General features: G+C 64.3%; 11 protein-coding genes. 8 read left to right on the top strand and 3 right to left on the bottom strand.

From position 1 onward, the window contains the following. The first annotated feature begins 3 nt into the window (after nucleotides 1–3). The 4 genes from CH286_RS09335 to CH286_RS09320 all read left to right on the top strand — a co-directional run bounded on the left by CH286_RS09335 (nucleotide 4) and on the right by CH286_RS09320 (nucleotide 5,171). Nucleotides 4–1,020 carry an ABC transporter ATP-binding protein gene (locus CH286_RS09335; RefSeq protein WP_094609019.1) on the top strand — a complete coding sequence of 339 codons (1,017 nt, stop codon included), beginning with the start codon at nucleotides 4–6 and terminating at the stop codon, nucleotides 1,018–1,020. Nucleotides 1,021–1,171: 151 nt separating this feature from the next. Beyond that, nucleotides 1,172–1,657, top strand: a complete 486-nt coding sequence (locus tag CH286_RS09330) for a MarR family winged helix-turn-helix transcriptional regulator (RefSeq protein WP_032380909.1) — start codon at nucleotides 1,172–1,174, stop codon at nucleotides 1,655–1,657. Between the two features lie 3 nt (nucleotides 1,658–1,660). After that, nucleotides 1,661–3,676, top strand: coding sequence for an MDR family MFS transporter (locus CH286_RS09325; RefSeq protein ID WP_032401459.1), 2,016 nt, complete (start codon nucleotides 1,661–1,663; stop codon nucleotides 3,674–3,676). 106 nt (nucleotides 3,677–3,782) lie between these two features. Beyond that, a complete protein-coding gene (locus CH286_RS09320) occupies nucleotides 3,783–5,171 on the top strand; it encodes an outer membrane protein assembly factor BamB family protein (RefSeq protein WP_094609018.1) in 1,389 nt (462 codons plus the stop codon). Between the two features lie 33 nt (nucleotides 5,172–5,204). On the opposite strand, the gene CH286_RS09315 is transcribed toward CH286_RS09320, so the two are convergent. After that, nucleotides 5,205–6,758, bottom strand: a complete 1,554-nt coding sequence (locus CH286_RS09315; protein WP_094609017.1) for a succinic semialdehyde dehydrogenase — start codon at nucleotides 6,756–6,758, stop codon at nucleotides 5,205–5,207. 155 nt (nucleotides 6,759–6,913) lie between these two features. Between CH286_RS09315 and CH286_RS09310 the strand changes: the two genes are divergently transcribed. Further along, the gene (locus CH286_RS09310; RefSeq protein ID WP_094609016.1) at nucleotides 6,914–8,119 is read left to right on the top strand and encodes a lipase family protein; all 1,206 of its coding nucleotides are present in this window, start codon (nucleotides 6,914–6,916) and stop codon (nucleotides 8,117–8,119) included. A gap of 73 nt (nucleotides 8,120–8,192) precedes the next feature. Then, complete coding sequence (locus tag CH286_RS09305) at nucleotides 8,193–8,945, top strand: MerR family transcriptional regulator (RefSeq protein WP_032401482.1); 753 nt, start codon at nucleotides 8,193–8,195, stop codon at nucleotides 8,943–8,945. On the opposite strand, the gene CH286_RS09300 is transcribed toward CH286_RS09305, so the two are convergent. Both CH286_RS09300 and CH286_RS09295 read right to left on the bottom strand, forming a co-directional pair. Beyond that, nucleotides 8,914–9,159, bottom strand: coding sequence for a WhiB family transcriptional regulator (locus CH286_RS09300; RefSeq protein WP_254925535.1), 246 nt, complete (start codon nucleotides 9,157–9,159; stop codon nucleotides 8,914–8,916). The two genes, CH286_RS09305 and CH286_RS09300, sit on opposite strands and share 32 nt — an antisense overlap. Before the next feature lie 71 nt (nucleotides 9,160–9,230). Continuing rightward, nucleotides 9,231–10,289 carry an amidohydrolase family protein gene (locus tag CH286_RS09295; protein WP_255182619.1) on the bottom strand — a complete coding sequence of 353 codons (1,059 nt, stop codon included), beginning with the start codon at nucleotides 10,287–10,289 and terminating at the stop codon, nucleotides 9,231–9,233. Between the two features lie 113 nt (nucleotides 10,290–10,402). On the opposite strand from CH286_RS09295, the gene CH286_RS09290 reads away from it, so the two are divergent. Both CH286_RS09290 and rraA read left to right on the top strand, forming a co-directional pair. Continuing rightward, on the top strand, nucleotides 10,403–10,786 hold the full coding sequence (locus CH286_RS09290; protein WP_032401464.1) for a DUF5313 family protein: 384 nt from the start codon (nucleotides 10,403–10,405) through the stop codon (nucleotides 10,784–10,786). Nucleotides 10,787–10,810: 24 nt separating this feature from the next. After that, nucleotides 10,811–11,290 (top strand): ribonuclease E activity regulator RraA, encoded by a 480-nt coding sequence (gene rraA, locus CH286_RS09285; protein WP_094609015.1) that lies wholly within the window; start codon nucleotides 10,811–10,813, stop codon nucleotides 11,288–11,290. The last annotated feature ends 5 nt before the right edge of the window (nucleotides 11,291–11,295 follow it).

The raw sequence follows: 11,295 nt of genomic DNA, 5'->3' as shown, positions 1-11,295 counted from the left end.
CCGATGTCTGCCATCACGATCGAACATCTCGGCCTCCGGTACCACGACGGCACGGTCGGCGTGGAGGGAATCGATCTCGACATCGCCGACGGAGAGTTCGTTGCACTCGTCGGGCCGTCGGGCTCGGGAAAGACCACACTGCTGCGCACAGTTGCCGGCTTCCTGACGCCCACCGCCGGTTCCATCTCCATCGGCCCGGATGTGGTGGCAAGCGAACGCGTTTCGACGCCTCCCGAGTCCCGCAGGCTCGGGATGGTGTTCCAGCAGCATGCACTGTGGCCGCACCGCACCGTCGGCAGGAACGTCTCCTACCCACTCGAATTGTCCAAGGCATCCAAGGCGGAGCGCACGAAGAAGGTCGCCGACGTGCTCGGACTCGTCGGACTGCCGGGGCTCGAGAAGCGGGACCCCGCCACTCTCTCCGGTGGCCAGCGGCAACGCGTTGCGCTCGCTCGCGCTCTGGTCTCGTCGCCGCGGGCGCTGCTCCTCGACGAAGCTCTCTCGGCATTGGACGAGCCTCTACGCGATCGCCTTCGCCTCGAGCTTCGGGCGATGACGCGCGCAGCAGGGTTGACCGTCGTACATGTGACGCACGATCGCACCGAGGCCCTTGCCCTCGCAGACCGGGTGGTCGTCCTCGATCAGGGCACCATCGCGCAGGTCGGTACACCCGAGGACGTGGTGCGTGCCCCGAAGTCGGCGTTCGTCGCCCGCTTCCTGTCCGACGCCACCCTCGTCGACGGCACCGTTGCCCACGGCACCTTCACCTCCGGCTCCCTCACACTGGCATCCGACGGCACCGGACCCGGGACACTCGCGGTCCTGCCGACCGACATCGAGATCGTGCCCGACGGCGGGATCAGCGGCACCGTGACCTCCTCGCTGTTCGGACGTGATGCCTGCGATGTGCTGGTGCGCAGCGACGACGTCGACTTCCGCTGCTCGGTTCGTGGACCGCGTCCACAGGTGGGCGACACCGTCGCCATGACCGTCCGGCGGTCGTTCTTCTACCCGCACTAGCTCCCCTGGACCGCGGATCGTTCGGATCCCCCCCGAGCCCCAGCAGACCCGTCACTGTGATTCACCAGACAGGAATATTATTTGCTTAGCGCATGTATGTATATATATGGTTGCAGACAGCAAGTAAATCGAACTCAGTGTTGGAGTACTCATGGCAGTTCAATCCACGACAGCGGAGTCGCTGGTCGAAGAGGTCTTCCTCTTCGGGCGCACGCTGAAGCGGGCCGTGACCACCGGAGTCGAGGATTCACCGTTGCCGCAGGCGCTGACCGGAGTGCTGGCCATCCTCGCGACCGAAGGTGAATGCAGACAGACCGACCTCGCCAGCAGGCTCTGCGTCAGCCAGTCCGCCCTCAGCCGGCAGATCGCGGACCTCGTCGACCTCGGCTACATCGATCGGCACCCCGATCCGGACGACCGAAGGGCGTCCCGGGTCTGCGTGTCGGACGAAGGTCAGGCTCGACTGAAACAAATTTGGGACAGGCGAGCACGACGCCTGGCAGAGATGTTGAGCGAGTGGAGTGAAACCGAGGCCCTCGATGCCCTCGATTCCATCCGCAAGCTCAACGACACGTTCACCGAAGACGCCCACGCCCAGCACCAGGACGTGGCCCGCATTGAATTGATTGCGAGATAAGACATGACCACAACAGCGGAGAATCCGCCCAATCAGGCAGTCGCCGATCCCGATGCGATGTCGCATCGCCAGATCCTCGAGGCCCTCACCGGTCTGCTGGCCGCGCTGTTCACCGCGCTGCTGAGCACCACCATCGTTTCGACCGCACTCCCGACCATCATCGGTGACCTGAAGGGCTCGCAGACCGCGTACGCCTGGGTCATCACCACCGCACTGCTGGCCAACGCCGCGTCGACGCCCATCTGGGGCAAGCTCGCCGACCTGTTCAACAAGAAGGTCCTGGTTCAGAGCGCGATCGTCATCTTCGTCGCCGGCTCGCTCATAGCCGGCTTCGCGCACAACGTTCCGCTGCTGCTCGCCGCTCGTGTGGTGCAGGGCATCGGCATGGGCGGTTTGACGGCACTCGTCATCGCCATCATCGGCACCATCGTCTCCCCGCGTGATCGCGGTCGCTACTCGGGTTACACCGGCGCTGTCATGGCCGTGTCGATGTCCGGTGGCCCCATCCTGGGCGGCGTCATCGTCGACAGCCCCCTCGGCTGGCGCTGGTGCTTCTTCGTCTGCGTGCCGCTCGCTGTCATCGCCCTCGGCCTGCTGCAGAAGACACTGCACATCAAGACCGTCCGCAAGGACAACGTCTCCATCGACTGGCTCGGCGCACTGCTGCTGACCGCGGGCGTTTCCGTTCTCCTCGTGTGGGTTTCGTTCGCAGGCAAGGCGGACTACTACGACTGGATCTCCCGTGAGACCGCTTACCTGGTCGGCGGCGGAGTTCTGCTGCTCGCCGCGACGATCATCGTCGAGGCTCGGCACAAGTCGCCGATCATCCCGCTCAAGATCGTCACCGAGCGCACCACCGGCCTGGCCATCGTCGCGTCCATCGCCGTCGGTGTCGGCCTCTTCGGAGCCACCACCTTCCTCGGCCAGTACTTCCAGACCGCTCGCGGCTACACCCCCACCGAAGCCGGATTGCTCTCGATCCCACTGGTGTTCGGCATGCTCGTCGCCTCCGTCGGCTCGGGTCAGCTCATCACCAAGTTCGGAAAGTGGAAGCCGTTCATCGTCACCGGTTCCGTTCTGCTGGTTGTCGGATTCCTGCTTCTGGGGACGATCGATCACGCCACCAGCCTGGTCACTGTCGGCATCTTCATCACCATCGTCGGCCTGGGTACCGGCATGCTGATGCAGAATCTCGTTCTCGCAGTGCAGAACACGGTCAGCGTGCAGAACGTCGGTGCAGCATCGTCGACGGTTGCCTTCTTCCGTACCTTCGGCGGCGCGATCGGCGTCTCGGTTCTCGGCTCCCTGCTGGCTACCCGAGTGGCCGAGAAGTCGGCGTCCGGTCTGACTCAGCTCGGCGTGGACAGCTCGGCCAGCGGCGGCGGCTCACTCGATCTGACGTCACTGCCCGCACCGATCGTCAGCGTCATCCGCACCGCCTACGGTGATGCGACCGGACGCATCTTCATGATCGCCGGCTTCGTTGCGATCGTCACGCTGATCGCAGTGATCTTCATCCCGAATCGCCCACTGCGCCAGACGATCGACATCGCCTCGACTCCCGCAACAGGACCGGTGGACGAGTCGAAGGATCAGTTCGCCGAGATCCCGTCCTTCGGTGCAACGCAGGAGTACGTCTCGACCGACTACGAGACAGAGTACGAAACCGATCGTCGCATCGAGAGTCGCCGCATCGAGGGTCGGCACGAGGCCCAGCCGGGGCAGCGCCCCTTCGAGGGTCTGAGCACCGACGCACGTGATCGACTGCTCGCCCTGCTGTTGCCCGAGCCCAAGGACACGTTGGCCGCACTCGACGAGGCCGAGACCATTCGCGCCGAAGTTGTTGCACTGCAACAGGAACTCGATGCGAAGATGATCGACTTCGACGCAGTGTGCGAGCGGCTTCGTCGCCTCGGACTCAGCGAGGAGCAGATCGCTCGGGTGTTGGGAGACAACCACATTCCCGACAGTCGCAATCACTACGCCAATGCCGGACTGAACGGCCACAGCGTCAACTAGGCCCAGCACGACGAAGAATTCCCCGCACCCCGTCAGGAGTGCGGGGAATTTTCGTTCTCTATGCTGACGGAACAGACCGCCCACCTTTTTCCCGGGAGCACCTTCCATGACACGACGTTCCCAGTTGTCCGCCGCCGCGGTGCTCCTGGCAACAGCCATCGTCTGCGCGGCGTGCGCGGCCGAGAAGCAGCCGCCTCCGGCCGGCACACCGGTCGACGGTGCCACCGGAGCGGCACCCGGTCTGGGATGGACCCTGTCGCCCTCGGACCTCGACGTGTCGGACGGGCAGTTCCGCGATCCCGTGCGAGGCAGCACGGCCGACTCGATGGAATCCGGCTCCATCACCGACGGGTCGACGGTCGTCACCCTCGTCGGCCGTCCGGACGGACGAGAGTACCTCGATGCCACCCTGGTGGGTCTCGACATCGCCGACGGGGCGGTGCGCTGGCGTGTTCCGGCGGACGACATCGTGGGCTGCGGCAGGGAATTCGTCGACGGCGACGTCGTCTGCTATCGCGGCAACGACGGGTCGGGTTCCGAAATCCTCACTGTAAGCGGCGAATCCGGAGAGTCGACCACTCGGGACGCAGCATTCCCCATCACGAATCTGACGACGTCCGGCGGCCGCGTCTACACCTCACATGCGGCGGACGAGGGTGCCGAGCCAACAGTATCGCGCGGCACCGCGGACGCTCTCGACGCAGACTGGTCGGTGCAGTTCGACTCGGCGCAGTCGCTTCACGCCTCCACGCTGCACACGGATAACGGAATCGGACTGTTCGACGACGATCAAGGCCTCTTCGCCTTCGACCTCGACACCGGCGACAATCTCTGGTCGAGAACAGCTCCCGATTGCGTTCGGTCCGGCGCTGCCTCGCTCGACGGCAGAGTTCGGGTGGTACGGACCGACTGCTCCGACCCCAGCACGGTCACGGGCTCGGAGGTCGTCGATACCGATGGAACCGCGCTCGCTGCAACGGCTTCCGTCACCCTGCAGCAGCCGTCGTTCGATTCTCCGGCCCAGTCGACACCGATACTGCTCGGCACCGGCGGATACCGACCGTCGGTTCCCGATCCGGTGTGGACCAACGACGGTCTGGTCTGGGCTGTTCCAGCGGACGTCTCCGAACCCGCCGCGCGATTCCTGGAAACGAACGGGCTCGCCTACGCCGTCGTGGGTTCGGTGGCGCTGCTCCGCAACAACGACACGGCCACCGAATCCGCAATCGACCTCGACACCGGAGCCACGTTGTGGAGTCGAGAGTCCGGCGGATTCGCCGAAGTCGGCGCACTGGACGGCGACGTCGCCACTCTCTTCGGCCCCGAGGTACTACGAGGCATCGACGTCAGAACCGGAAACACCGTGTGGGACATACCCACGACCGCACTCGACGACGAGGGAATCGATCTGCAGTCGTGGCCGACGTTCGACCGAGTCGGAACCGACTCGGTCTACAGCAGGGCACTGAGCATGTCGGTTCTACGAGCTACGTAGAACCTCCCCCGTCGTCGACGCCGCGGGGCCGGTCTACCGACCCGGGATGTACTTCAGCGCCTTGACGAACGGCGGCATGATCTTCGCCCACAACTTCGGCGGAAGTCCCCGCGGTCCGCCGAGATTGAGCAGACGCGTCGTGGCGATCGTCTGCGATTCCGTGTACTTGAGCAGGCCCTCGGTGCCGTGCCTGCGGCCCATCCCGGACACGCCCATGCCGCCCATCGGCGCGCCGGTGGTTCCCCACGTCGGTGCGTAGCCCTCGTCGACGTTGACGGTGCCCGAATGCAGCCGCGCCGCAATGGCTTCACCCTGCGCCTTGGTCTTCGCCCACACACTGGCGTTGAGTCCGTACTCGGTGTCGTTGGCCTTCTCGATGGCCTCGTCGACGTCGGTGACGGGGTAGATCGACACCAGTGGCCCGAAGGTTTCGGTTGCCGCGCACTCCATGTCCTCGGTGACGTTCGCCAGCAGCGTCGGCTCGTAGAACAGCGGGCCGATGTCGGGGCGAGCCTTGCCGCCTGCGATCACGGTCGCGCCCTTGACCTTTGCGTCGTCGACGTGAGACGAGACGGTCTTGATCTGATCCTCGGAGATGAGGCTGCCCATCTCGACGCCGAATTCGTAGTCGGCTCCGAGGGTCATGTTGCGCACTCGCTGACCGAACTTCTCGGTGAACTCTGCGGCGATCGACTTCTCGACGTAGATACGTTCGATGGAGATACAGAGCTGACCTGAGTTCGAGAAGCAGGCGCGGACAGCCGCGTCGGACACTTCCCGCAGGTTCGCACCCTTGGCCACGATCATGGCGTTCTTACCGCCGAGCTCGGCGGAGAACCCGATGAGTCGACGCCCCGCCTGCTCGGCCAGCAGCTGACCGGTGGCGGTGGAGCCGGTGAACATGACGTACTCGGTGTTCTCCACCAATGCGGTTCCCACCACCGAACCCGGCCCCGGCACCACGGCGAACAGGTCACGAGGAAGACCTGCCTTGTAGAGCAGTTCGACACAGGCGAGGGCGCAGTACGGCGTCTGACTGTCGGGCTTGAGTACCACTCCGTTGCCGGCCAGCAGGGCCGGAATGGCGTCGGACACTGCGAGGGTCATCGGGTAGTTCCATGGGGAGATGATCCCGACGATTCCCTTGGGCTGGTATCGAACTCGCGTCTTGGTCAGCACCGGCAGCATGCCGGTGACCTTCTTGGGTGCCAGCAGCTTCGCGGCGGTGCGCGCGTAGTGCCGCGAGGTCATCGCAATGTCGAGAACTTCTTCGAGAGCCGCGGCACGAGACTTGCCGGTCTCGGCCTGCGCCATGTCCATCAGCTCGTTGCGATGGGCGAGCACGAGGTCTCGGTAGCGGTGGAAGATCTCCGCGCGCTCGGACACCGGGCGCTTGGCCCATGCCGCCTGAGCTGCGCGTGCGCGTGCAATCGCTGCCGTCGCATCAGCAGCGGTACCGACCGGGATGGTCGCCAGCTCCTTGCCGGTGAAGACCTCGGTGATCGTTTTCGTCGGCCGCGATTCGGCGTCGGGAATGGCGATGAGATCAGCGAGCCGAGAGAAGGTCGAGGCGGACGGTGCAGGCATTTCGATGTCCCTACTGGTGAGTAGTGTTCGGAGTAACAGACAACCTACCTGGTCTTCGGCTCAGTTCACAGGGTCGAAGTCGGCCTATCCTGTGGCACGATGGGCAGTGGTCTACCGGACGTCGGGGCGTACGGAGCTACTGGGGTGGGAAATACATGCGCAAGGCATTCGTTTTGGCCGGAGCTGCAGCATTGATGCTGTCGTTCGCAGGGTCGGCTCAAGCAGATCCACTTCAGGACTTCATCTCGCCGCCGAGCGATCCCGATGCGTATCTCCCCACCTCACTCGGTGATCCATGGTTCGATCCGCCTGCCGGATACGAGAATCTCCAGCCTGGTGCAGTGCTCAACCGTCGTGATGTCGCGGTGACGCCCGGGGCGTCGTCGGTGCAATTGCTCTTCCGCTCGACCGACTCCAAGAACCAGCCCATCGCGGCGGCGACGACGGTGCTGACTCCCAACGCACCGTGGACAGGAGGCGGTGACCGGCCCGTCATCGCGTACAACGAGGCAACGGACTCGCTCGGAAACAAGTGCGCGCCGTCGTACACCCTCCCGCGGGGCAACAACAAGGAGATCGATCAGGTACGGATTCTGCTCGATCGCGGCTACGCCGTCGTCGTCACCGACTATCAAGGACCTCGGCAGGCCTACTCGGCCGGTCTCGTCTCCGGACACACCGTGCTCGACGGCCTGCGCGCCTCCCAGAGCGCGGGAGTGGGCGCGGATGCACCGATCGGCATCACCGGCTACTCCGGCGGTGCCATCGCCTCGGGTTGGGCAGCGCAGTTGGCTCCGGAATACGCACCGGAGTTGAACATCGCCGGCGTCGCGTTCGGCGGTCCGCCGACCGACTACAAGATTTTGCAGACCTCCTTGAACGGTCAGATCGGATCGGGCTTGTTCACGGCGGCGACAATCGGACTGTCCCGGGAGTACCCCGAGATGCGGCAGCTCGCCAACGACAACGGCAAGCGACTGGCTCTGGCGCAGAAGGATCAATGCGTGGATGTGTTGTCCTACACGGGACTACTGCTGTTGGACCAGCGAAACCTCTCCAGCGTCCCTGATGTCTTCGAGCATCCGATCACCAAGACCGTCGTCGAGGAAAACCGGATGGGCCAGAAGAAGCCGGACGCGCCGGTGTACATCTACCAGGGCCTGCAGGACTTCCTCATCCCCAAGGAAGGTGCCGAAGCCGTGCAGGACCAGTGGTGCGCCGCAGGCGCTTCGGTCCATCTCGAAGAGGTCCCGGGAGACCACACACTCGCCCAGTCCAACGGCCGTCCCGGCGCATACGATTGGCTCGCACAACGTCTCGCCGGCGTGCCGACCTCCGGCTGCGAACGCGTGATTCGCTAGGAGACTCGAGCTTCGTCTTGACCCTCACGCCACGGGAGGCAGCACAGTGTCCTTCGTGAGTGATTCGGCAGGCATGCAGGTCGGCGCGGTCTCGAAGTTGGTGGGTGTCAGCGTCAGAACGCTGCATCATTACGACGAGATCGCGTTGGTGGTGCCATCTGGGAGAACCCCCAAGGGCTATCGGACGTATTCGTCGGCCGATGTCGAACGGCTGCATCAGGTACTGACCTACCGCGAACTCGGGTTTCCGCTCGAGGTCATTGCAGCGTTGCTCGACGACCCGGCGGTCGACGCCATGTCGCATCTACGTCGGCAGCGCGACCTGCTCAGCGAGCGGATCGATCACTTGCACGCAATGGCTGCGGCCGTGGACAAGATGATGGAGGCGAAGAAGATGGGTATGCAACTGACTCCCGAGGAGCAGCGCGAGATTTTCGGAGACAACTGGCCCGGCGAGGAGTACGCCGAGGAGGCCGAGCAACGCTGGGGCGAGACGGACGAGTGGAAGCAGTCGCAGCAGCGAACGGCGTCGTTCACCAAGGACGATTGGAAGGCCGTCAAGGAAGAGACGGACCTACTGGAAGCGGATCTCGCTGCCGCGATGCAGCGGGGTGTGTCGCCGGACTCCACCGAGGCCGGGGAACTGGCCGAGCGTCATCGGGCATCGATCGAGCGGTACTACGACTGCGGTTACGAGATGCAGGTGAACCTGGCGGAGATGTACATCGCCGACGAGCGATTTGCCAAGCACTACAACGATATTGCCGCCGGACTGGCGCAGTACCTTCGCGACGTCATTGTCGCGAACGCTGCCCGTCAGGGTTGACGCGGGCCATCGCGGACCGCTCGTGTGCGGTCGATCCACCCCAGACTCCATGCCTTTCGTCCGTATCGAGTGCATGTTGCAGACAGCGCGCGATCACGGGGCATCGATCGCACACGAGCTTGGCCTGTCGCTCCAGGTTTCTCAACGAGTATCCCCGCAGCCCCAGGGGCGGGTAGAACATCGAGACCGGCATCGAGCGGCAGGCAGCATTCATCTGCCAATCCCACTGTTCGGAGATCGGTTGCAGTGCTTGTGCTTTCATCGGCATTACCCGCCTCCTTCGGATCAGAGTTTCAGCAGTCGGCGGGCGTTGACGGATGTGGCCGCGCGCCAGTTCTCGAGTCCGCCGTTCGCAGCACCGGCGTCGAGTGATCGCACTTGCTCCTGCACGCCGGTGATCGGCGTGAAGCAGTAATCGCTGCCGTACACCAGCCGATCGGGTCCGACGGTGGACAACAGCGCGGGCAGCTGCCGCGGGACCGGCGTACCGGCGAGGTCGAACCACAAGCGCTGCAGTACATCCGGCGTCGTCGGCGTCCCCAGGCCGACCTGCGTCCGGAAGAAGTCGACCCGATCCGCCAGTAGCGGCAGTACTCCGCCGCCGTGAGTGAACACCCAACGGATGTTAGGGAATCGGTCGACCACACCCAACAGAATCAGGTCGACGACGGTTCGCGCTGTGTCGAAGAGGAATTCGATCATCGGGGCCGGGCGCGCGAGCGACACGGCAGCGGAATTCGGCGGAGAGGTCGGATGCACGAACACAACTGCCGATCGCGCATCCAACGCGGCGAGCAGTGGCGTCAGCACGGCGTTGCCCAGGTACATCCCACCGGCGTTCGACATCATCGTCACTCCGTCGGCACCGAGCTGATCGAGCGCACGAATTGCCTCGACCGTCGAGTCGACGACGTTCGGGAGCGGTAGCGACGCAAAGAATCCGAGTCGGGGTCGACTCGCGACCACCCCGGCCCCGAAGTCGTTGACGCGTCGGGCAAGATCGGCCGCCTTGCCGTCGTCGCCGAAATGCACTCCGGGTGACGAGACGGACAGGATCGCTCTGTCGATGCCGCAGCCGTCCATCATCTGCAGGTGTTCGCCCACCGACCAGCTCGGCCACTTCGGCATGCCGTCGGGAAATGCGATGCCCGACGCGAGGGCTTCGCGCAGGTAGAAGTCGGGAACCATGTGCGAATGGACGTCGATCACCCCGGTTGCGGCCGGGCCGGTGGAGGCCGATGCCGTAGCGGAGGTCAGTGTCGTAGCGGAGGTAAGTGTCGAGAGGGCAACCCCGGAGATCGTCGCGGCACTGAGGGTGCCCAGCAGGGTTCTGCGATCGATCACAGTGGAAGTCCTTCTTGTCGACGCCTCCGACTCAACTGACGTTATCGTCACATATGAGATAAACCGCAGTCAACGGTGAGATCTACCAACGAAGACGGGACTAGCATTGCGCGATGACCACCGAACGCACGACGCCCACTCCGCTGCAGTTTCTGGGCTATTCGTTCGGACGCACGCTGCCCGAGTCGATGCAGGATTGGGTTCGCAAGGATCTCGTGGGCAACGGCGCCCAGGTCCGCTACATCGCCCGATTCATCGTGCCGATCATTCCGTTACTGCTGCTGTTCCTGCTGATTCCGGGTCCGCTGTGGATGTCGCTCGCGATGATGTCGCTGCTGTTCATCCCGCTGGTGTACTTCTCGATTGCCCTGATGAACGTCTATCGGCGGCATCGCCTGCTGATTCACGGCCTCGACCCGCAACTGATCAACGCCAAAGCGCAGAGCCGCGTCGACCGCACTCGCGACGACTACGAACGGCGTCACGGCCGGGGCTGATGAGCGAGCGATAGTCTGTGCCGCATGACTTCACCTGTGGAATTCAAGGCAACAGCTGATCTGGCCGACGAGATCGGTCCCGAGATCCGTAGCTGCGACACCCAGTTCATCCAGTTCGGCAAGCACACCGAATTCGCGGGCCCCATCACCACCATCCGTTGCTTCCAGGACAACTTGCTGGTCAAGCAGACGCTCGGCGAGCCCGGCAACGGTGGCGTTCTGGTGGTCGACGGCGATGCCAGCGTGCACACCGCCCTCGTCGGCGACATCATCGCCGGACGTGGCGTCACCAACGGTTGGGCGGGTGTCATCGTCAACGGTGCGGTGCGCGACTCCGCGATCCTGCGCACACTCGAGATCGGCGTCAAAGCGCTGGGGACCAACCCGCGCAAGAGCACGCAAACCGGCTCGGGTGAGAAGAACGTGCCGGTGAGCTTCGGCGGCATCACGTTCAACCCGGGCGAGATCGTCTACAGCGACCACGACGGCGTCGTCGCGGTCTAGCAGCC

It is taken from the genome of Rhodococcus sp. WWJCD1 (genome assembly GCF_002258735.1).
Classification (GTDB): domain Bacteria; phylum Actinomycetota; class Actinomycetes; order Mycobacteriales; family Mycobacteriaceae; genus Rhodococcoides.
This window is presented reverse-complemented; position numbering and strand designations above follow the sequence as displayed.

Bases quoted from the DNA above. Each gene is read 5' to 3' on its own strand.
- CH286_RS09290 (WP_032401464.1), top strand. From the start codon at position 10,403: ATGACCACCGAACGCACGACGCCCACTCCGCTGCAGTTTCTGGGCTAT.
- rraA (WP_094609015.1), top strand. From the start codon at position 10,811: ATGACTTCACCTGTGGAATTCAAGGCAACAGCTGATCTGGCCGACGAG.
- CH286_RS09315 (WP_094609017.1), bottom strand. From the start codon at position 6,758: ATGCCTGCACCGTCCGCCTCGACCTTCTCTCGGCTCGCTGATCTCATC.
- CH286_RS09305 (WP_032401482.1), top strand. From the start codon at position 8,193: ATGCAGGTCGGCGCGGTCTCGAAGTTGGTGGGTGTCAGCGTCAGAACG.
- CH286_RS09320 (WP_094609018.1), top strand. From the start codon at position 3,783: ATGACACGACGTTCCCAGTTGTCCGCCGCCGCGGTGCTCCTGGCAACA.
- CH286_RS09310 (WP_094609016.1), top strand. From the start codon at position 6,914: ATGCGCAAGGCATTCGTTTTGGCCGGAGCTGCAGCATTGATGCTGTCG.
- CH286_RS09330 (WP_032380909.1), top strand. From the start codon at position 1,172: ATGGCAGTTCAATCCACGACAGCGGAGTCGCTGGTCGAAGAGGTCTTC.
- CH286_RS09300 (WP_254925535.1), bottom strand. From the start codon at position 9,159: ATGAATGCTGCCTGCCGCTCGATGCCGGTCTCGATGTTCTACCCGCCC.
- CH286_RS09335 (WP_094609019.1), top strand. From the start codon at position 4: ATGTCTGCCATCACGATCGAACATCTCGGCCTCCGGTACCACGACGGC.
- CH286_RS09325 (WP_032401459.1), top strand. From the start codon at position 1,661: ATGACCACAACAGCGGAGAATCCGCCCAATCAGGCAGTCGCCGATCCC.